This window comes from Pseudomonas sp. MPB23 (assembly GCF_046605395.1).
Classification (GTDB): Bacteria; Pseudomonadota; Gammaproteobacteria; order Pseudomonadales; family Pseudomonadaceae; genus Aquipseudomonas.
In genome coordinates this window covers 3,283,730-3,303,693 of sequence record NZ_CP176771.1, presented here as the reverse complement: position 1 = coordinate 3,303,693, position 19,964 = coordinate 3,283,730, and the positions used below count along the sequence as shown (strand labels likewise).

General features: G+C 65.6%; 21 protein-coding genes. 2 read left to right on the top strand and 19 right to left on the bottom strand.

The window, feature by feature from the left end; all coding sequences use genetic code 11:
- Positions 1 to 4: 4 nt before the first annotated feature.
- Entirely contained in the window at positions 5 to 928 is a 924-nt protein-coding gene (locus ACLH0J_RS15385; protein WP_411392664.1) for an ATP-binding cassette domain-containing protein, read from the bottom strand.
- 548 nt (positions 929 to 1,476) lie between these two features.
- On the opposite strand from ACLH0J_RS15385, the gene ACLH0J_RS15380 reads away from it, so the two are divergent.
- A complete protein-coding gene (locus ACLH0J_RS15380) occupies positions 1,477 to 1,644 on the top strand; it encodes a DUF6124 family protein (RefSeq protein WP_411392663.1) in 168 nt (55 codons plus the stop codon).
- Positions 1,645 to 1,725: 81 nt separating this feature from the next.
- Here ACLH0J_RS15380 and ACLH0J_RS15375 read toward each other — a convergent pair whose 3' ends face one another.
- The 6 genes from ACLH0J_RS15375 to ACLH0J_RS15350 all read right to left on the bottom strand — a co-directional run bounded on the left by ACLH0J_RS15375 (position 1,726) and on the right by ACLH0J_RS15350 (position 6,777).
- Positions 1,726 to 2,658, bottom strand: a complete 933-nt coding sequence (locus ACLH0J_RS15375) for a pyridoxamine 5'-phosphate oxidase family protein (protein WP_411392662.1) — start codon at positions 2,656 to 2,658, stop codon at positions 1,726 to 1,728.
- An 80-nt stretch (positions 2,659 to 2,738) separates the two neighbouring features.
- Positions 2,739 to 3,623 (bottom strand): LysR substrate-binding domain-containing protein, encoded by an 885-nt coding sequence (locus ACLH0J_RS15370; protein ID WP_411392661.1) that lies wholly within the window; start codon positions 3,621 to 3,623, stop codon positions 2,739 to 2,741.
- A complete protein-coding gene (locus ACLH0J_RS15365; protein ID WP_411392660.1) occupies positions 3,623 to 4,543 on the bottom strand; it encodes a LysR family transcriptional regulator in 921 nt (306 codons plus the stop codon). Before ACLH0J_RS15365 ends, ACLH0J_RS15370 begins: the two co-directional genes overlap by 1 nt.
- A gap of 18 nt (positions 4,544 to 4,561) precedes the next feature.
- Complete coding sequence (locus ACLH0J_RS15360; RefSeq protein ID WP_411392659.1) at positions 4,562 to 5,194, bottom strand: glutathione S-transferase family protein; 633 nt, start codon at positions 5,192 to 5,194, stop codon at positions 4,562 to 4,564.
- 117 nt (positions 5,195 to 5,311) lie between these two features.
- Complete coding sequence (locus tag ACLH0J_RS15355) at positions 5,312 to 6,103, bottom strand: ABC transporter permease (RefSeq protein WP_411392658.1); 792 nt, start codon at positions 6,101 to 6,103, stop codon at positions 5,312 to 5,314.
- Positions 6,100 to 6,777 carry an ATP-binding cassette domain-containing protein gene (locus ACLH0J_RS15350; RefSeq protein ID WP_411392657.1) on the bottom strand — a complete coding sequence of 226 codons (678 nt, stop codon included), beginning with the start codon at positions 6,775 to 6,777 and terminating at the stop codon, positions 6,100 to 6,102. The genes ACLH0J_RS15355 and ACLH0J_RS15350 overlap by 4 nt, the downstream gene beginning before the upstream one ends.
- Positions 6,778 to 7,059: 282 nt before the next feature.
- Between ACLH0J_RS15350 and ACLH0J_RS15345 the strand changes: the two genes are divergently transcribed.
- Positions 7,060 to 8,280 carry a DUF1835 domain-containing protein gene (locus ACLH0J_RS15345; protein WP_411392656.1) on the top strand — a complete coding sequence of 407 codons (1,221 nt, stop codon included), beginning with the start codon at positions 7,060 to 7,062 and terminating at the stop codon, positions 8,278 to 8,280.
- Between the two features lie 80 nt (positions 8,281 to 8,360).
- On the opposite strand, the gene ACLH0J_RS15340 is transcribed toward ACLH0J_RS15345, so the two are convergent.
- The 12 genes from ACLH0J_RS15340 to ACLH0J_RS15285 all read right to left on the bottom strand — a co-directional run bounded on the left by ACLH0J_RS15340 (position 8,361) and on the right by ACLH0J_RS15285 (position 19,959).
- Positions 8,361 to 9,224, bottom strand: a complete 864-nt coding sequence (locus ACLH0J_RS15340; RefSeq protein WP_411392655.1) for an alpha/beta hydrolase — start codon at positions 9,222 to 9,224, stop codon at positions 8,361 to 8,363.
- A complete protein-coding gene (locus ACLH0J_RS15335; protein WP_411392654.1) occupies positions 9,224 to 11,446 on the bottom strand; it encodes a TonB-dependent siderophore receptor in 2,223 nt (740 codons plus the stop codon). The genes ACLH0J_RS15340 and ACLH0J_RS15335 overlap by 1 nt, the downstream gene beginning before the upstream one ends.
- A gap of 97 nt (positions 11,447 to 11,543) precedes the next feature.
- Entirely contained in the window at positions 11,544 to 12,887 is a 1,344-nt protein-coding gene (locus tag ACLH0J_RS15330; protein ID WP_411392653.1) for a histidine kinase sensor domain-containing protein, read from the bottom strand.
- Positions 12,887 to 13,618, bottom strand: a complete 732-nt coding sequence (locus ACLH0J_RS15325; protein ID WP_411392652.1) for a response regulator transcription factor — start codon at positions 13,616 to 13,618, stop codon at positions 12,887 to 12,889. Before ACLH0J_RS15325 ends, ACLH0J_RS15330 begins: the two co-directional genes overlap by 1 nt.
- A 58-nt stretch (positions 13,619 to 13,676) precedes the next feature.
- Positions 13,677 to 15,818 carry a type II secretion system secretin GspD gene (gene gspD / locus ACLH0J_RS15320; protein ID WP_411392830.1) on the bottom strand — a complete coding sequence of 714 codons (2,142 nt, stop codon included), beginning with the start codon at positions 15,816 to 15,818 and terminating at the stop codon, positions 13,677 to 13,679.
- Positions 15,819 to 15,823: 5 nt separating this feature from the next.
- Positions 15,824 to 16,342, bottom strand: coding sequence for a hypothetical protein (locus ACLH0J_RS15315; protein ID WP_411392651.1), 519 nt, complete (start codon positions 16,340 to 16,342; stop codon positions 15,824 to 15,826).
- On the bottom strand, positions 16,339 to 16,938 hold the full coding sequence (gene gspM / locus ACLH0J_RS15310) for a type II secretion system protein GspM (RefSeq protein WP_411392650.1): 600 nt from the start codon (positions 16,936 to 16,938) through the stop codon (positions 16,339 to 16,341). Before gspM ends, ACLH0J_RS15315 begins: the two co-directional genes overlap by 4 nt.
- Complete coding sequence (locus ACLH0J_RS15305; protein ID WP_411392649.1) at positions 16,913 to 17,905, bottom strand: PilN domain-containing protein; 993 nt, start codon at positions 17,903 to 17,905, stop codon at positions 16,913 to 16,915. The genes gspM and ACLH0J_RS15305 overlap by 26 nt, the downstream gene beginning before the upstream one ends.
- Positions 17,902 to 18,603: a type II secretion system minor pseudopilin GspK gene (locus tag ACLH0J_RS15300; RefSeq protein ID WP_411392648.1), complete on the bottom strand. Its 702-nt coding sequence runs from the start codon at positions 18,601 to 18,603 to the stop codon at positions 17,902 to 17,904. Before ACLH0J_RS15300 ends, ACLH0J_RS15305 begins: the two co-directional genes overlap by 4 nt.
- A complete protein-coding gene (locus ACLH0J_RS15295) occupies positions 18,600 to 19,208 on the bottom strand; it encodes a prepilin-type N-terminal cleavage/methylation domain-containing protein (protein ID WP_411392647.1) in 609 nt (202 codons plus the stop codon). The genes ACLH0J_RS15300 and ACLH0J_RS15295 overlap by 4 nt, the downstream gene beginning before the upstream one ends.
- The gene (locus ACLH0J_RS15290) at positions 19,205 to 19,537 is read right to left on the bottom strand and encodes a type II secretion system protein (RefSeq protein WP_411392646.1); all 333 of its coding nucleotides are present in this window, start codon (positions 19,535 to 19,537) and stop codon (positions 19,205 to 19,207) included. Before ACLH0J_RS15290 ends, ACLH0J_RS15295 begins: the two co-directional genes overlap by 4 nt.
- Positions 19,534 to 19,959 carry a Tfp pilus assembly protein FimT/FimU gene (locus ACLH0J_RS15285; RefSeq protein ID WP_411392645.1) on the bottom strand — a complete coding sequence of 142 codons (426 nt, stop codon included), beginning with the start codon at positions 19,957 to 19,959 and terminating at the stop codon, positions 19,534 to 19,536. The genes ACLH0J_RS15290 and ACLH0J_RS15285 overlap by 4 nt, the downstream gene beginning before the upstream one ends.
- Positions 19,960 to 19,964: the final 5 nt, after the last annotated feature.

The following is a 19,964-nucleotide window of genomic DNA, read 5'->3' as shown; positions in this document are numbered from 1 at the left end:
CGCCTCAGGTGCGCTCGGTTTTGCTGCAGGGCAGCACGTCCGCCGCCACGCTGCCGTCCAGCCCCGCCACCTGCTCCTGCACGGCCCGCCCCTCGGCACGATTGCGAATGAACCCGGCGCGGGTAAAGCGCTCAAGGAACGGTACCGGCAAGGCTTGGCCGGGGGTGACCGATGGGTTTTCGGTGATATCACCGAACAAGGTGTAGGCCGCGCTCGGCAAGTGACGGGTACTGAGGTCGCCGGTGACCCGGCCGTCTTGCAGGACGATGGCGCGGTTGGTGACCCGTTGCAGATCGGACAGGCGCTGGGAAATGTAGAGAATTGCGACCCCCCGCGCACGCTGGCTGTCGATCAGGCCGAGCAGACGTTCGGCATCGGCTTCAGACAAGGCGGCGGTAGGTTCATCGAGGATCAGCAGCCGGGGTTGCAGCGCGAACGCACGGGCCAGCACCAGCAGTTGCCGGTCCGCCAGGCCCAGGCGCTCGACCGGGTGTTGCAGCGGCAACTCCAGGCCAAGCCCGGCGGCAATGGCCTGGGCGCGTTGCAGCAGGCTTTTGCGGTTGAGCAGGAAGTCGGCGTCGGGTTGGCCCAGCTCATCGAGCAACAGGTTCTCGGCCACGCTCAGGCCCGGGGCGATAGCGTCGTCGGGGCTCTGGTGCACCGCCACGATCCCGACCCGCCGCGCCGACAAAGGCGAGGAAAAGCGCTGCCGCTGCCCATCGACCCACAGCTCCCCGGCGTCCGCCGCCAGGGCGCCGCTGAGGATTCTCACCAACGTCGACTTGCCGGCACCACGGGGCCCCAGCAACGCCACGCCCTCGCCCGGATAGATATCCAGACTGACCTGATCCAGCGCGCACTGCGCGCCAAAGGTCTTGCACAGGCCCAACAGACGGACCAGGGGCTCGGGGGCAACGGGGTTGCTCATGGCTAACCTCAACGGCGCAACGATGACTCATTACAACGCCCGAAAGCGCCGATTTATTCCGTACAACAATGAGTTAGGTTCCGAATTAAAGGCATTACCTCAGGAACAATCCAATAGCTGAATCGAATAGCAAAATGCTTTTAGGTTATAAGCGGATTACCCCCCGGTCACAGGACCGTTCTTACGCAACTGTCGGGTTGCGTCCGATGAACCTCGTCGCTAACCTTCGCGGGTCGCTGCAAATTCAGCGAATGGGTGTGGTAGCCCAGTTCTCTCATAGACCCCAAAACGCTCAAGGGCGTTTTTTTGTGCGGGCTGCTTTGTGGTGGCTGTGCATGGGAGGCTTCGGCCTGCCGGGTTTCTATGACCGGTCTACCACCCCGTGTACAGTCGCCTCCTGACTTCGTGTGGTAGCGAAATGGAGGTGCTCATTCATAGGAGTTTCACCATGAAAAAAGCCACCCCCCCGCCGTCCTCCTCGACCAACATCGACCCGCCCCCCTGAAATAATCTTTACCGTTCGTCCTGGCCTGAGCACCGAAGCAGCCTTGAGCAATGCCAGCGAGATGCTGGAATCGGCGACGGTCTGTGCATACGACTGCGCGGAACACCTCGAGGGTCAACACCGCAAACACGTGCTGGCAGTGGTGCAAATGATCGAGATCGCACAGTTATTGGTAGATGACGCATTGAACCGGGAGTGTCCGGTGGCCTGATGCCGACCGGGCTTTTGTGGCAAGTGCGCTTGTCGCGGCTAGTGAGTTTGTCGTGGCGAGCGGGCTTGCCGACCCGACCACCTACCAATGCCCCATCGCCAAACTGAACGGTGAAAACTGCCCAACCTGCCACTTCAACGCCAACGCCGCCGGGCGCCGTACGAGGTGGTCCACCGTTACCGTCCACAACCGCTGCGCGCCTTCGAACGCCGCCACTTGCGGCCCGTCGAGGATCAGTGTCGTGCGCCCGGCCACCTGCAGCACCTCGCCAGAATCGAAGTCGATAAACAACAACCCCGCCACCGGATTCGCCGCCAGGTTGCCCAGGGTGTTGAAGAACAGGTTGCCGGCAAAGTCGGGGATGGTCAGCACATTGCCCTCCACGCGCACAAAACCGGTGTTGCCGCCGCGATGGGATACGTCCACCGAGCGTTCGCCGTCCATGTCCACGTAGCTGGCGACGAAAAAAGTATCCGCATTGCGAATCATCGCTTGTGCAGCAGCGTCCAGGCCGTTGAGGCGTTCGACCTGCGTGCCCGGTTTACGCGCCACCCCATCCACCGGGCGCAGTTGGATGTACTTGGGGCAGTTGCCGAAGGTCTGCACCACGTCGACCGAAAAACCCTCGAGGTCCCGCCCGCCGATGCGGCCGTTCATGCGGTTGCGGCGGCGGGTGTTGAGGTCGATGCCCAGCAGGCCCACGGCAGCGCCCTCGCGCAGGGCGGCCCGCGCCGGGTCGCCGCTGGACGGCAGGCTGTCGACCTGCAAGGTGTACGGGTCGGGCGAGTGGGCAAACCCTGGCGCACCTTCAATCATCGTCGCCCAGGGAATGCCCAGCTCATCCACCACGCCGAGCAGCAGGTACGGCAACAAGGGATAGAAATCCCGATGCTGTTCGGGCAGGTGGTCACGAATCACCTTGGGGCCGATCATGGCCATGCGTTCGGCCACGCCAACCGTTTCCTGCAGCTGCCGTTCGCCGGCATGCCAGGGGGACTGTTCGATCGGGTTCATGGCAATCGCCTCCATGTGGGATGTAACAAGACTGCGCCCAGCCCGCCAGCGAGGGAATAACCAGCCCAGGCAATCCAGTATTACGCCAACTGAAATGCCGGATGCCCGCGCAGGGCCGTTACACAGTGATCGACAAAACTGCGCACGCGCAGCGGCGCATGGCGGCCTTCGCGGTACACCACCTGCACGGGCAGCGACGGCGGTTCATACGCGGATAAGACCCGACGCAACTGCCCAGTGCACACAGCGTCATGAACCGGGTAACTCAAGCATCGAATCACCCCCGCGCCCTGCACCGCCGCGTTGATCGCGCCTTGCACCGTGGAGCAGCTCAAGCGCGCACGGGCCTTGAGCGAATAGCCCTGGAATTCCCAGTCGACCCGATGGGCGCCGGCGATCAGGCGATGCTGTTTCAGCGCTTCGGGATGCCGGGGTTCGCCGTGGGCGGCGAGGTAATCGGGGCTGGCGCACAGGATCGGGCGCACCTGCCCGACGGTCCGCGCGATCAACGATGAGTTGGGCAGCTCGCCCACCAGGATCGCCACGTCCAGGCCCTCTTCGTGCAGGTTCGGGTAATAGTCGTGATAGCGGAGCGTGAGGCGCACATCGGGATGGCGGTCCATGTAGTCGGCCAGGATCGGCGCCATCACATAGCGACTGAACAGCAACGGCAAGAACACCCGCACATGACCCTGGGCCTGCACCTGCAAGCCCTTGGCCGAGGCTTCGGCTGTTTCGACGGCGGCCAGCAGGCGCACGCAGTCGGCCAGGTAGGCGCGGCCGGCGTCGGTCATGCTGACGCCCTGGGTACTGCGCAACAGCAGCGCCACGCGCAGGCGTGCTTCCAGGCGTGCCACCGCGCGCACCAGGGTCGCGCCCGACACCCGGGCACGGCGCGCCGCCGCCGCCAGGCTCGGTTGCCCGGCCAGCGCGGCGAACAGCTGCATATCGTGATGACGCTCCATCAGCCGCGCCGCTGCAGTGTCGGGTTCAAGGCCGCGTCCTGACCAAGCCGCTGGCTGAGAAAGTCGACAAAAGTGTGGACCTTGGCCGGCACGCGGACGCTGGGGTGGAACACCACCTGGATCGGCAGCGGCGCCGGCTCAAAATCCTCAAGGACAATCTCCAGTTCCCCGGCCGCCACCGCCGCCGCGACCTGATAGGACAGCACCCGCGTCACGCCCCAGCCCAATCGCGCCAGGTTGATCGCCGCATTGTTCGCGGTGACCACCAGCCGCGGTTCGATAGCCACCGTCAGCGGCTGGCCGCCCTCGGTGAAGGTCCATTCACCCGTCTGCTGGCTGGCGGATGAGGTGACGAGCCTGGCGTCACGCAACTGCGCGGGATGCTGCGGCCGACCGTGTTGATCGAGATAAGCGGGGGATGCGCAGACCACCCGGCGCACTTCCCCCACCGTGATCGCCTGCTGGCCGGAGTCGTGCAGATGACCGATGCGCACCGCCACATCGACGCCTTCATCGCTCATATTGACCACCCGATCGACCAGCAACGCCTGGATATTCACCAGGGCAAACCGCTCCAGGTACTCGCCCAGCACCGGCGCCACGTACAGCTCGCCGAACAGCACCGGCGCGGTCACGGTGAGGTGACCGCAAGGGATCGAATAACTGCCCGCCGCCGCGTCCTCGGCCTCCTCCAGCTCGGCAAGAATGCGTCGGCAATCGTCCAGATAACGCTGGCCTGCTTCCGTCAGGTGCAGGCTGCGGGTGGTGCGCGCCAGCAGTTGGGTGCCGATGCGCGCTTCCATGGCGGCGATGGCCCGGGTCACGCTGGGTGGCGAGGTGTTCAGGCGGCGCGCGGCGGCGGCAAAGCCCTCCTCCTCGGCCACCGCGATGAACACCTGCATTTCATGGAATCGGTCCATCGACACGCCTCGTGAGGATTACTGTGATTGCAGCCCCACCGCCGTGCGCGGCATGCCGACAAACCCTGGCAAGGCTTCGATGCTCGCCAGCCAGGCGCGTACATGAGGGTAGTCGGCCAGCGACACATTGCCTTCCGGTGCGTGGGCCACGTAGGTGTAGAGGGCGATATCGGCGATGCTCGGCTGCGCGTCGACCAGGAAGCGGGTCTGGCTCAGTTGCTGCTCGACCACTGCCAGCAAGGCGTGGGAGCGGCTGATGGCGGCGTCGAGGTCGACCGGCGCCCCAAACACTAGGGCCAGGCGAGCGGTGGCGGGGCCGACATGCAACTGCCCGGCAGCGACCGACAGCCAGCGCTGTACGCGGGCCTGCCCCAGCGCGTCGGCCGGCAGCCATAGGCCGTTGCCGTATTGCGTGGCGAGGTAGACCAGGATCGCGTTGGAATCGGCAAGGACGGTGCCATTGTCATCAATCACCGGCACCTGGCCGAAAGCGTTGAGGGTGGCGAGAAATTCCGGCGTCTTGTGGGCGCCTTGCTTGAGGTCGACCAGGATGAATTCGCTGGACAGCCCCAACAGGGACAACATCAGCTCCACGCGATGGGAGTGGCCGGACAGCTTGAAACCATAGAGTTTGATCGGATGCGCAGACATGAAAAGCTCCAGAAGGTTGGGGTTCGACACCACGCATGTTCCGCCGCTGCCCCGGTCGATGGAATCACCAGGTTTTACAATCGAGCATTTCACCCGCTGAAACAATCATCCCGACGATCAGCGTTCTTCAAGCCGATCACGCAGAAACCGATGGCTGCTGGAAAACAAGCGCCGATACGTGAGCAGCACCGCCCCCACCGTGCCCAGCGCCGACGACGCCGCGATCAGGAACATGATCACGATCTGATAACGCACCGCGTCCACCGGGCTCTCCCCCGCCAGCACCTGACCGGTCATCATGCCCGGCAGGCTGACGATGCCGACCACAGTCATCTGGTTGAGCGTCGGGATCATCCCGGCGCGCACCGCCTGGCGGATCGCTTCCTGGGCAGCCTCCCAGCGTGTGCCGCCCAGGGCCAGGATCATCTCAATGGTGTTGCGTCCGGTGGTCAGTTCCTGGGTCATGCGCTCTATGCCCAGGGACACGCCGGTCAGGGTATTGCCGAGGATCATGCCGAGGATCGGGATCGCGTACTGCGGTTCGTACCACGGGTGGATGCGGATCACCGCGAACAACCCCACCGCCGTCACCAGCCACGAACTGCCCCACACCGACAGGATGCTGTCGACCCGCTGACCCCGATAGGTACGCCGCCCGCGCCCCGCCGCCGACAGGCCGGCGATCAGCGTCATCGCGCACATCAACGGCAGCACCACGTACCAATAGGCGAATTCGAACACCCAGCCCAGCAGGTAACCGATGGCCAACAGTTGCACCACAGTGCGCACCGCCGCCCACAGCAACTGGCGGCCCAGGCCCAGGCGCAGCAGCAGCGACAGCGCGCCGTTGATCAGGATCAGTGACGCGGCGATGCCCATGTCCAGGGCGCTCAGGTTTTGATAGTTCATGGCCGGGCCACCGCGCTCAAGACGCCTGCGCTCATCTGCAAGTGGATGTCGCTCATGCGCCGGGCCTGTTCCAGATCGTGGGACACCCAGATACACGCGCGGGCTTTATCGCCGGCAAACCAGGCGTTGATCAACGCTTCCACTTCGCGAGAGGACGTGGGGTCCAGGGCTGCGGTGGGCTCATCCAACAGCAGCACTTCGGGGTCGAGCTGCAAGGTGCGGATCAGCGACACCACCTGGGACTCGCCGCCCGACAAGTCAGCAGCGCGCTTGTCCAGGAAGTCCGCGGCCTTGCCGGCATGCGCCAGCAGCGTGGTCACCGCCTGCGCCTCGAAGCGCCGCCCGCGCAGGGTCTTGAGGCTGAAGGGAAAGCGCAGATTGTCCTCCACCGTGCCTTCGATCAGCGCCGGGCGTTGGGACAGGTAGCTGATGTGGCTGCGGTAATGGGGGATTTGTGCGTCGGCGATCACCTGGCCATTCCACAGGATCTGCCCCGCGCTGGGTGCATCCAGCAGCGCCAGCACGCGCAGGAACACGCTTTTGCCGGAGCCGGAGGCACCGGTGATCGACACGCGGTCGCCACGGTTCAAGCTGAAATCCGTCGGCTGGAGCAACGGCACCTGGCGGCGTTCGTCCAGGCGCGTGAGGGCGCGGGTTTCGATCAGTGCGCTCATGGACGCGGGGTTCCTTGGTGAATTCGTCGGGCGCCATGGTGAGGCAGGCGCGCACAGTTTTCATGAAAAAGTTCAACCTGTCGCCACCCCGGTGGCTCGGCGCTTCGCGGTCAACGGGCAGGAACACGCCATTTGCAATCGCGCACGGCACTGCCTATATTTCCCGCCGGGCGCTCTCTACGCCTCCTTCCGCGGAAAGGGCTGCGCCCAGGACACTCACGCAACACCTCATTTCTACGACTCCCCACCTTGAAGCGGAAAAGGTTTGTGCAAGGAGCTCGTATGTCGCAACGCCCTGTTTCTTCGAACACCGATGGCCGTCTCAACCTTGAGCAACAGCGCAAGCGCGCCAAGGAATGGTTGGCGCAGCTAAAAATCCACGACCCGGACGCCACCTTGTCCCAGGCCCAATGGCAGATCGCCAAACAGTTGGGCTTCAGCAGTTGGCCCAAGCTCAAAGCCCATGTCGACGCCCTCGACTTCGCCGCCCGCCATCCCGACTTCGAGGCCAGCGACGAAGCCCGCACCACCCACTGGCGCTGCGGCAACGACATCGCCCATAGCTTGCAACTGGCCGGCTTCAAGGGGCGTTTCCAGATGCTCAGCGACCCGCTGTGCATGGGCCCGGTTCGCGAGCTGCCCGCCGAAGCATTCCGCGCCCTGCGCAGCGCGTTTATCAGCCACGCCTTTGCCATGGACAGCACGGAGGTGGCGCGCCGCGTCGACGACGAATACCAGCAACTCGAAGCCCTGGCCCACGCCGAACACAGCGTGCTGTGGTGCGAGGCGGATGCCTATGACCAACTGTTCCTGATCCGCGCACTGGCCGGCCTCGATCATGTGCCACCCCGGCTGGAGCTGATCGAGGTGGATCGCATTCCCGGCGTCGAGCGGTTTATCGGCATCGGCCAACTGGCGCCCGACGTCCTCGCCTGGTTATGGCCGCAGCGCCGCTTGATCGGTGACGACGCGCTGCAACTGGCCAAACAGGCCTGGTCGGCGTATTGCGCCCCGACACCGACGGCCTGGGCGCAACTGGCCCACGGCAACCATCCCGCGCTGCCCTTACTGGCACCGGCGCTGTTGCGCCAGTTGCAGGAATTGCCGGGGATCCGCGATGGCCTGTCACTCACCGAACGCCTGGCCCTGACCTGCCTCGCCGAAGCCGGGCCGATGCCGTTTGGACGCGTGTTCGCGCAGTTGATGGCCAAGCGCGAGCCGCTGCCATTCCTGGGGGACATGATGTTTCATGCACTGTTGCGACCGTTGATCGAGGGCAAGCAGCCGTTGCTCACGCAAACCGAGACGCATCTGGACTGGCCTCGGCGCGTGCTGGGGTTGACGCCGCTGGGTCATCAGGTGCTCAACCGGCAGACTTACTGGCCCGACCATGGGTCGCACGAACGCTGGGTAGGCGGTATCTGCATCCGGCCTGGCGAGCCGCATTGGATGATCGACGAAACCCTGCGCCCAGTGCACAGAAGCGCGCTGGGCCAGGGGTAAGACGACGCGCCTGCCGCCCGATAACGCGCAGCGCCAGATTAAACGCGGTGCCCTTGCGTTCGTCGCGAGCAAGCTCGCTTCTACAGGTTTTCCAGGGTGTAGCGCAGCGAGGCTGGCAACATCGGGCCATGGCTCAAGCCTGGAAACGCCTGGTACCGCACGTTCAACCCCTGCACCTGGCGCAGCGCCAAGAGTAATTCTGTCGCTGCGCCATCCTGTTTGCCCGTAGGCCCGGTGCGCATCGCCGGGCTTGCCGGCTCCTCGTCTCCACGCATCAACAGCAACGTCGGTCGCTGGCCGTTCAGGCGCTGCGCCAGGCACTCGGGGTGGATCACGCCGTTGTTCCACCACAGCGACGGGCTGGCGGCGGCGTATTCGTCGAAGGCGTCCGGGCGGGTCATCAGTGTGTACAGCACCAGCAATCCGCCATAGGAATGCCCCCACAACACCTGGCGCTTGGGTTGTATCTCCAGGCGCTGGTTGATCAGTGGGCGAATCTGCTGCGTGAGCAGATCCAGGAACGCCTCCGCGCCGCCGCTGGGCAGGTCGGTCAGCGGATCACGCTGGGCGCCCTCGCCCACCTTTGGCGTGTAGTCGAAGGTGCGCGCGTTGCGGTCGATGCGCAGCGGCGTGGCGTAGCCCACCGCCACCAGCACCGGCGGCGTGGCGCTGTGGGACAGGCGGTCGAGCAGCGCGGTGTCCAGTGCCGCCATGGCCGCGTTGCCGTCGAGCAAATACGCGACCGGGTTGGCGGCCGTGACCTTGAGCGGGCGACCGAGCCAGAGGCGGTAGTGCCGGGCGCCGTCGGCGGAGTCCAGTTCCAGGGTGCTGAACTGGTAGTCGCTGGCCTCACGCAGCACCGGCGCCTCCATCACTTGATCGGGGGCCGGCCGGGCCTGCACCCACGAGGTGAACAACAACGCGAGCCAGAATGCGCGGCCCATCAGAACGACGCCGTCAGGCTGGTGTACAGGGTGCGGCCGGACTGGTTGTAGGTGGCGGCGCCCGCGCCTTCGATGTTGGTCACGCCCTGGGCATTGCCTTCGCGCCACAGGCGTTTGTCGAAGACGTTATCGACGCCGGCGGTGAGGCTCAGGTGCTTGGTCAGCGCGTAAGTGCCGCTGACGCCGGCGATGGCGTACGGCGACAGTTGCTGGTTGCCGGTGCCGGTCACGCGGTAGCCGTGGTAGTCGTATTTTTTCGGCGTCTGCTTGCCGTACCAGGCGACGCTGGCCTGCAGGGACAGGTCCTGGGTGGCTTGCCAGTCGAGCATGGAATTGAGCGTGTACTTGGGCGTGACCGAGAGCACATCGCCGGTCTGTTTGTTTTTCGATTGCAGCATGTAGGTGAAGTTGTTGGTCCAGGTCAGCGACTCGGCCAGCGGTAACGTGAGGTTGCCTTCAAGCCCTTCGACCAGCGCCTTGGGCACGTTTTCCCACTGGAACACGTTGGCATTGGCGGTGGTGCCGGTGCCGCCGGATGCCGTGCCGACCGGGGTCAGGCCGGACTCGATCTTGTTCTTGTAGTCGTTGCGAAAGTACGTCAGGCCGGCGACCACACCGTGATGGCGATACTCGATGCCCAGTTCCTTGTTGACGCTGGTTTCGGCCTCGAGGTCGGCGTTGCCTTGCAGGTAGCAGCTCTTGGTCGAGCCGTAGCAACCCTGGCCGTTGCTGTACAGCAGGTAGTTGGGGTTGAGCTGGTAGAGGTTCGGCGCCTTGTAGGAGCGGGCGATGCCGGCCTTGAGGGTCAGGGTGTCGGTGAGCACCTGGGATAGGTTGAGCGACGGGCTCCAGTTGTCGCCGACGATATCGTGGTGATCCAGGCGCAGGCCCGGGGTCAGGCGCGTGCCGGGGAACAGTTCGATGTTGTCTTCGGCGAACACCGAGAAGATCCGCGCCGACGAGGTGGTGCTGCGGTTGGTGCTCGTCAGGCCCGCGACGCTGCCGCCTGCGGTGGTGGTCTGGGTGTTGGCGCTGGGGTCGTCGAGCCGGGATTCGACCCACTCGGTGCCCAGGGTCAGCACCTGGTCGACACCGGCGTGCAGCGGCAGGCTGACCTCGCCGTGGGCGGTGAGGTCACGCAGTACGCTGGTGTAGAAGTCGGTGCTGGAAAAGATGCCTTCAGTGCCGCCCGCCAGGCCCTCGTTGATGCGGCTGTTGCGGGTCTTGGCGTATTGCAGATAGGCCAGGCTGCTGCCGAAATCCCATTCGCCGCGATGGGTCAGCGCGAAGTTTTCGCGGTAGAGGATGTTGGTCTCATGGCCGAGCATGCTCTTGACGTTGGCGTTGCTGTTGGTGTTCTGGGTGTCGCCGGTGTAGATGTTGCCCTGGCGGCTGAAACCGGCCTCCAGGTCGAGGGTTTGCTCGGGGGTCATCTTCCAGCTGAGCAGGCCGTTGACGTCCTTGTTGCGCACGCCTTCGCGCCCCGCCGGCAAGGTGCCGAGCTGGTTGCCGGTGCGGGTCGATTCGTGGCCGCTGTTGATGTCGGCGTCGTCGGCGTTGGTCTTGGCGATGTTGCCATACACGCGATAGCTGAGAGTGTCGGTGAGCGGGCCGTTGAGGCCGAAGTTCATGCGCTCGGTCTCGCCTTCGGCTTTGTGCTGGGCGAAGTTGTGGTAGATCGTCGCCGAGCCATGGGTTTCGCTGCCCGGTTGCTTGGTGATGATATTCACCACGCCGCCCGCCGCACCGTTGCCATAACGCGCCGCCGCCGGGCCACGGATGACTTCGATGCGCTCGACCTGATCGGCCGGCACCCAGTTGCTGTCGCCACGGCTGTCACGTTCGCCGCGCCAGCCGTAGCGCACCGAGTTGCGGCTGCTGACGGGCTTGCCGTCGATCAGGATCAAGGTGTTTTCCGGGCCCATGCCACGGATGTCGATCTGACGATTGTTGCCGCGCTGGCCGCTGCTGGAGTTACCGGTGAGGTTGACGCCGGGCATGGTGCGGATGATCTCCGACAGGTCGTTGGCCGGCGGGCGCTTCTTGATGTCGTCGGCGGTGATGATCGACACACCGGGCATCTGCTTGATCTCTTCCTGTGCGGTGCCCAACACGGTCTGGGTCGGCAGTTCCAGCGACGCGGGCGCGTCGGCCTCGGCGGCGAAACTGCTGACGGGCAACAGGCTGCAAATACTCACGGCAAGCAGGGATAAGCGGAACATGCGGGGATCTCCAAACGTCAGCCCGACCGATAGCGGCAGGCCATCAAAGATCGCCGATGATAATCAGATGCAATTGCGAGTAAAGAACATTAACTTTCTAAACATTTGCCGCCGGCAGGCGCAGGTTCATGCGCAGCCCCTGGGCGCCACGGCTGGCCCATAACTCGCCGCCCTGCAGTTCGATGGCGCGCCGGGCGATGCTCAGGCCCAGGCCGAAACCGCTGCCCTGGGTGCCGTCCAGGCGCAGGTAGGGATCGAAGATGCGTTCCAGATCGGCCTCGGCCACGCCCGGTCCCTGGTCTTCGACGACCAGGCACCAACTGTCGCCATCGCGCCGGCCTCTCAAGCGCACCACACCGTGTGCCGGCGAGTGGCGGATGGCATTGCGCAGGACGTTTTCCAGAGCCTGGGCAAAGCTGTTGAGGTGCACGCGCAACTGGCAGGTGCTGTCCAGCTCACACACCAGCGCCTCCAGCGACCAGCCGGTTTCGAAATGTGCATCCTGCACCAAGGCTTCCCACACTGAGGCCACCACCACCGTTTCGGTCGGCAGGCGCGGTTTTTCGGTGTCGAGCCAGGCCAGGTTGAGGGAGTCGTCCACCAGCCGGCGCATGTCTTCCACCTCACGTGCCAGGCGTTGTTCCAGTTGATCGGGTGGCAGGCCGCTTTCGCTGGCGATCTTCAAGCGCGCCAGGGGCGTGCGGATTTCATGGGACAAGGTGCGCAGCAACTGGCGTTGCTGGTCAAGGCTCTGGCGCAGGCGCTCGGCCATGTGCTCGTAGGCGCGGGCCAACTCGCCCAGTTCATCCGGGCGCCGCGTGACGCGGCTGCTGGCCAGGGGCGCCAGGTCGCCGCCGCTCAGGGTGTTGGCGCGCTCGCGCAGTTCGTTCAGCGGCTGCACCAGGTGGCGATACAGCACCAATCCCAGGCCCAGTGCCAGCAGCACCGGCACCACGCCGTGGGTCAACACATGGGTCCACGGCGTGAGCCCCGGCGGCAACAGGCGTTCGGGCAATTGCATCACCAGCCGCCCGCGCTCCGGGTGTTGGGGAAAGGCGATGCTCACATACGGCAGCTCATCCTCCAGGCGTTTGCTCATCGGCCAACTGAGCTTGCGCATGAAAGTCAGGTGGCCGATCTGCGAGGCGCTGAGCGGCGACGTGCCCAGGCTCTGCAGGCGCTCGTCCAGCACCGCAACCCAGGTGTGTTCACGCTGTTGCAACGCCAGCCGCCAGCGCTCCACCGCCTGCGCATCGCCACGGGCCGCGACCTGTTCGGCCTCGGCGGCATAGGCGGCCAGGGCGACCCGATCAGACGGTTCCAGAAAATAGGTGTTGCGCTCCACCCGCAGGCCCCAGTTCCACACCAGCCACACCAGCAGCAGGCAGGCGCACACGTGCAGCACGGCCATTTTCCACAGCAGTGGATGACGACACCGCATCAGACGCCTTCGCACAGCAGTACATAGCCCTGATGACGCACCGCGTCGATGCGCAGGCCCTGCACGTCGATGGCCGTCAACTTGCGTCGCAGGTTGCACACATGCACATCCAGGCCACGGTCCAGCCGGGTGTAGGGCCGATGCAGCACATGCTGGTAGAGGAAGGCCTTGCTCAACGCCTCGCCCCGGTGTTCGTGGAGCGTGCACAACAGGCGGAATTCGGAGGACGTCAGCCCGGCGGCGTGGCCGTTGAAACACACGTCCCGCGCATCGGGGTCAAAATCCAATGCCGCACGACGGCCAGCGGCGGGCGGCGCGCGGGTGCCGCAGTCGATCGCCACGCGGCGCAGCAAGGCGTCGATGCGCACATCGAGTTCCGCCAGGCTGAACGGCTTGGGCAAGTAGTCGTCGGCGCCCTGGCTGAAGCCGGTGATCCGGTCCTGCTCGGCGCCCAGGGCCGACATCAGGATCACCGGCGTACCCCGCTCATGGCGCAGGCGCGCGAGGATATTCAGGCCACTTTCGTGGGGCAGCATGATGTCCAGCAGGATCAGTTCCACCGGCGAATGCAGGGCCAGGTCCAAGCCTTGATCGCCGCGATGGGTGCTGTTCAAGGCAAAGCCGCGCCGGCTCAGATGAGTGCTCAGGTGCGTGCACAGCTCGACGTCATCCTCGATGATCAGGATGCGCGCGGGTGCAGAAGGGAGCTGGTGATGATGATAACTATTCACAATTACGCCAGTTTCTCATTCGGCGTAATAATTCGCAACAACCTCCCCTGCGCAACGTTTACGGTGCCTCTGTAGAAGCCGCCTTCAACAACTGCATCTGCTGGCGATAATCATCCGTCACCTGCCGCGCCTGGCTGCTGCTGGTGATGACCCTGGGCGTAATCAGCACGATCAACTCGGTGCGGTCCTTGGACTTGCTGGTCGAGCCGAACAACCAGCGCAACCCCGGGATCTTCCCCAGGTAGGGCACGGCACTGACGCTCTCGGCGTTATCCTGCTTGATCAAGCCGCCCAGCAACACCGTCTGCCCGCTCTGCACCGCCACCTGGGTCGACACCGAGCGCGTGGAAATACGCGGGTTCACCGGAGTGTCGCTGGTGCTGCTCTGGCTCTCGGCATCGCTGACCTGCTGCTGAATATCCATGTACACCAGGCCCCCCGGATTGATGCGCGGCACCACGTCCAGAATCACCCCGGTCTGCACATACTCGACGCTGCTCAAGGTGGTGTCGGCATCCCCGGTGTTCACGGTGGTCTGGCTGATGGGAATGTTGTCCCCCACCTGAATCTGTGCCGGCTGGTTGTTCATCACCACCAGCGACGGCGCCGACAACACCTGGGTGCGGCCATTGGTTTCCAGGGCGTGCAACGCCACCTGCAGGTTGGAACTGACGAACGAATAGAACAACGAATCCGCAGCCCCCAGCCCGGCCCCGCCACCGCCCAGCGCGCCCTGGCTGCCGGAGGCGTTGGCCACGGTGGTGCTGGTGGAATTGCCGGCCAGCCGGCCCAGGTACCACTGCACGCCAAGGTCGAGTTCGCCGGTGAGCTTGACCTCGAGGATGCGTGTCTCGATCTGCACTTGCAGCGGTGGGTTGTCGAGGCGCTTGATCGCGGCTTCGATCTCTTTCCATTGCGCCGGACGGGTGCGCACCAGCAGTTGGTTGCTGCTTTTCTGCGCGGTGATGCGTGTGCCGGCTTCGAGGCTTTTGTCCGGCGCGGTGTCTGTCACCTCGGGAGCTGCCTCGGGTTCGTCGGCGACCGGCGCGGGGGTGTTCTGCAAGCCGCCGGTATTGCCGTTGAGCGATGACAAGGTGGTGGTGCGCAGTCCCGGCGCGACCCTGGCCGGGGTGTCGTCCTTGATCGCGCCGGTGCCGTAGATCTGGCGCAGGTACTTGGCCAGGTCCGAGGCCTTCATGTTGCGCACGTCGTAGACGTACATCTGCGGCTCGTTGCCGCCGCCTTCGTCGATGGTGCGGATCCAGTCGCCCACCTCGCTGAGGTACTGGGGCTGGGAAGAAATCGCCACCACCGAGTTGGTGCGCTCGATCGGCAACAAGCGCAGCATGCCGGCCAATGGCATGCCGCTGTCCGGGCCGAACAGGGCTTGCAGTTGCGGCATCAGTTCGGCCACCGACGCGCGTTGCAGGCCGAACACGCCCACGGACATGCCCTTGAGCCAGTCCACGTCGAAGGTGTCGATGGTGTCCTGGTAGTTGGCCAGTTCCTCCGGCGTGCCGGCAAGGCTCAGCACGTTGCGCGCCGGGTCCACCAGCAAAAACGCAGTGTCACGGGCGAACGGCTTGAGCAGTTTCTGCATCTCGGTGGCCGAGATATAACGCAATGCAAACAGCCGCGCCGACAGGCCGCTCGACGGCTTGGCCACGTGCATCTGCGGCACCAGCTTGCCCGCCACCGCCTGGTTGGCGGGCAGGATCACGTAGCGGTTGCCCTGGCGGATCATGGCGTTGTCGGTCCAGGACAGCAGGGTTTCGAGAATCGACAGTGCCTGCTGTTTGTCCACCGGTTTTGAGGTGGAAAAGCTGACGCTGCCCTTCACGCCCTGGGCGATGCTGTAGTTTTCGTGCAGCAGGTCGCCCATCACGCTGTTGATCACCGCCTCGATCGGCTGATCCTGGAAGTTGAACACGATATCGCCGACGCTCTGAGCATTCCCTTCTGCGGTTGCCTTAGGGGGGCGCACGAACTGCTGGTTGCCGCGAATCAACTGGCGCTGTGCAGGGGGTTTGGTCGTCGGCGGCGGGCTTTCGGCCGGCGGCTGTTCGGTCGGCGGACGTTGCGAACCGGTGCCTTGCATCGCCTCGTGTAGCAGATCGTCGTCCGATTGCAGGCGGTCGGGGAATGAGCCACAGCCGCCCAGGGCAAGGGCGGTGGCCAGGCAAAACGTTGAGGGGCGCATATCGATCAAGGGAGGGGCTCGCGGGGAAGAGAAGTCGGTGGCCGGGTGGACGGCGGCGGCAGGCGCTTGGCGTAGAGGCTCAAGGTGTGCGTGCGGCCGTCCAGCGTGAAACGCGCGGATTGCGGGGTAAGGTGGTCCAGGCGCCAGCCGTTGGGCAGCGTCTGGCCCAGGCGGACCGTCAGCGCACGGCCGTCGGCCTGTTTGAGCATGGCCATGTGCAGGTTGCCGGTGATCATGATGCCGCTGAGGGTCAGGTTGGCCAGGCTCGACACCTGGGCCTGGCCCACTGTCCGGTCCGGGCGGCGATCCGCGCTGAACAGCGGTGCCTGCCAGGTGGCGGCGAGGCTGTCCAACGGCACGCTGGGCGCCACCGGCAGCGTGGCCGAAAGGTGGGCGCGGGCACTGGGTTCGGGCAGCCACTGCGGCTCGTCGCCGAGGCTGCTGAGGATCACCGCCATCAACCCGCCCAGCGCGGCGGCCAGGCCGAGCAAGCCCCATTCCAGGGGACGCAGTGCACTGATCATCGCGCCACCTGCGGTTGCAGGTAGCCGCGCACTAACATGTGCACGCGCAATTTGCCCGCGCCGCCACTGGCCGGTGCGTCGTCGTTGCGGCGGATGCGCAGTTCATCGACGAACAGAAACGGCGGCTGGTATTCCAGCGTGTGCAACACCGCCGCCAACGGTTCGATGGCGCAGTCGAGGGTGAGACTGACCTGGACCTGGCGATAGGGCTCACTGCCGTCCTGCTCAGGCGTGATGGGCTTGCGCTGGGTCAGGTTGCAGCCGCCGCCGAGGTTGGCCTGGCTGTTGATCAGATCGGCGAGGCGTTGCATCAGGTCGGCGGCCACGGCATCGGGGTCATCCCCCGGCAACAGGCTGGTGCTGCTGGCCGGGTCCTGCTGCGCCTGCTCAAGCTGCTGGCGCAGGGCATCGCGTTGGCGCAGCACGCCGGCGTAGCGTTGCTGTTGCTCGCGCAATTGCTCGGCCTGCTCGCCCATCTCGCGCAAGGGGCCGGCGAACCAGCTGTCGATCAACAGCCAATAGGCCGCGCCGAGCAGCACGGCCAACAGCAGCAAGGCCGCGCCGCGACGTTCACGGGGCGTGAGGGGGCGGCGCATCGACGGTCTCCTGGCGTAAGTGAGCGCGCAAGGCAAACTGGTCCTTGCCGGTACGCGCGTCGGGTTGAATCACCCCTTCGAACTGGGCGTTCTCCAGGCTATGGCAGCCTTTGATGCGGGTGATCAAGGCGCTGGCCTCGGCGCTCTGCCCGGAGAAGGCGACCTCGCCGTCCTTGACGTCCAGTTGATCCAGCCAGGTGTCGGCGGGCAGGCAGGTGCTCAGGTCATTGAGCAACGCGGCCAGCGGCGGTTGCGCCCATTTGCGCCGAGTGAGGTACTGCGCCGCACCGCGGGTGTTGAGCAATTGCTGGCGCAGCGCGTGCACCTCGGCGACCTGGGCGTGTTGCTGGCGCACGCTGTCGCGCATGACGTCGAGTACGCGTTGGCGGTCGTTGAGCCACAGCAGCATCGCCGCGATCAGCAAGGCGCCGCACAGCCACGGCAGGCTGCGTTGCAAGCCCATGCCCGGCGGGCGTTGGCGCGGGCGCAGGGGCGCGGGCAACAGGTCGATGCCCAGGTTGAGCACATCCACCCGATGGGGACGCAAGCCGAGGGCCGCGCACTCGCTGAGGATCGGGTCCAGGCGCTCGCGCAGGATCGCCACCAGGGTCACATCAAGGTGGCTCGGCGTGCGCCGTTCCTGGCGTGCGACGAAGTACAGCTGCTCGGCCTCGAATGGCGTGTAGCGGTCCAGTTCGTAGCCGACCACCGCCCGCAGATTGCGCGCAGCGGCCAGGGGCAACTGCACGGTCTGGTGCAGCACGGCGTCGGGCGCCAGCATCAGCACCTGGCGCGCGCTGCCCGCTGCCACCGGCGCGGTCAGCGGCCAAAGGTGGATCTGCTCCGGCGGCTCGCGCAGTACCCGCCAGGCCGGCAGACAATCGCGCAGCTCGCTGAGCCACAGGTGCCAGCCTTGTCGCAACAGGCTGCCGCGCCAATAGCGGGCGAGGGGTTCGAGTCGATTCATTCTTGCCAACGCAGCACCCGATAGGGTTGCGCGCTGTCCTCCGTGGGGCTCAATAAAACCGTGACGCGCAGCCGCGCCTGGTAACCGCCGGGGCGCGTGGCGCGGCTGTCGACTTCCAGCACTTCGCCGGGGTCGGCGCCCTCGGCCGTCTGGTGCGGCAGGTTCAGGGCCTGGCGCATCAGCGGGCTGGCGAAGGCCGGATCGGGGCGATCGAGGTCGCTCCACAGGGTGATTTCGGGCAGCAACCGGCTGTACAGCGCCTGGGTCATGCCGGGCAGTTGGCGAACTTCTTCCAAAACCCGCAACGGCGCCTGGCCCTGATTGCGCCGTGTCTCCAGGGCCTTGACCCACTGACCGGCCTGGGCCCGACTGGCACCACAGGCCAGGGCCAGGCGCATAAGGTCATCCGCCTCGGCGTTAACCAGGTACAACTTGCCGCGCTCGCTGCGCAGGCTGACGCGCAAATCGGCGTCGTCAAAGCGCAGGGACCTGTCGCGCCCCTCGGCAATCCAGCGCCGGTCCGCCATGGCCAGGGCGATTCCGGCTTCGGCCGCCAGCACGGTCTGGGTGTGCTGGCGCAGCCACAGTGCCTGGCGACTTTCCAACTGCACCCAACCGGCCAGGCCGCCGAGCAATACGCTGAGCAAGGCCAGCACCCACAGCACCAGCAACAAGGCCGCCCCGCGTTGGCGCGTCATTCTTCGACGCTGCCACTGGACAGGTTCAGGCGCAGGGCAACCACCTGGGTGACCCAGGCCACCGGCCCGTCGACCTGCACGGCGATACGCACCGCCGCGGGCAGGCGCCGCGGCCACGGCCATGCGTCGAGCCATCCGGTCGGCTGGCCCAGGGGCGAGACGCCGCGATAGCTGAACTGCACGGCGCGCAGGTTGCTCAGCAGCACTTGCGGCGTATCGCGCAGGGCCGTGGGCTGGGACGCCGACTGCGAAAACGCCACCTGCAGATCCTGCGCGACGCGCTGCACGGTAAAGCGCTGAATCCCTCCGCCGAGCACACCGGGCAAGGTCGCGACAAACTGCACGCGCTCGGACGTGCCGACAAAAAAGCCCTCGACCTGGCTGTCGTCTTCGTTCACATCCAGGGGCAGCGCCTCGCTGATGGCCGTGCGCAGAAACTGCTGGGCGGCGCGCAGTTCATCCAGGCTGGCGGTATAGCGCTGGGCCTTGGCCACCGCTCGATTGGCGCCCAGCAGCGCACCGCTCACCAGTACCAGCAGCCCACTGAGCAAGCTGAGCACCACAAGGATTTCCAGCACGGTAAAGCCCTGCTCGCCGCGCTTCACAGGCGCGCCTTCAGGGTGCTGAAGCGAGCCTGGTGCGGGCCCTCGCTGACGCTCAGGTCGAGGCGCAACAGCTGCGATTGCTCGCGGGTGACGCTCAGTTGCCAATGGATGCCATCGAGCTCGCCCTGGCGGCGACCTTCGACCAGGCGCCCCGCGGCTTCCTGGTCCAGCACACTCAGCGCCGCCTGGGTAAGCCGATCGCTGCGGGCGACGTGCGCCAACGAGCGCGCACTCTGGCCGAACGCGACCAGCAGCACGCTGCTGCACAGCGCCATCAGCGTCAGCGCGGCAAGCATTTCGAGCAAGGTGAAACCGCCCTGGCGCTTCATGGCAGGGCCTTGGACTGCACGCTGCCGGTCAGCCAGCCGATGTCGATGCGCCAACGCCGGGGGCCGTTGGCCACTGACAGGTGGCCGCCGGTGGAGCTGCCGTCGGGATAAAACTCGATGGCCGCGCCCAGTTGTTCCGCGCTGTGCACGCTGACCTGCAGCTCTGCCGGCCACGGCTGCCGCGCGCGGCCCGGCGCCTGGAACGTGAGGCGCTGCAGGTCGAATTCGGTGCGCGCCGTCTGGCCGCTCACAATCGCCGTGGCCCGTGTGCTGCGCAGCGCTTCGACCATCTGCGCGACCGCCCGCCGCTCTTTGGCCACTTGCACGCCCTGGCGCACGCCGAGCCCGAGCATGCCGGCGGCGATGCCGATCAACAGGATCACCACCAGCATCTCCAGCAGGGTAAAGCCGCGCTGGGCCATGGCGA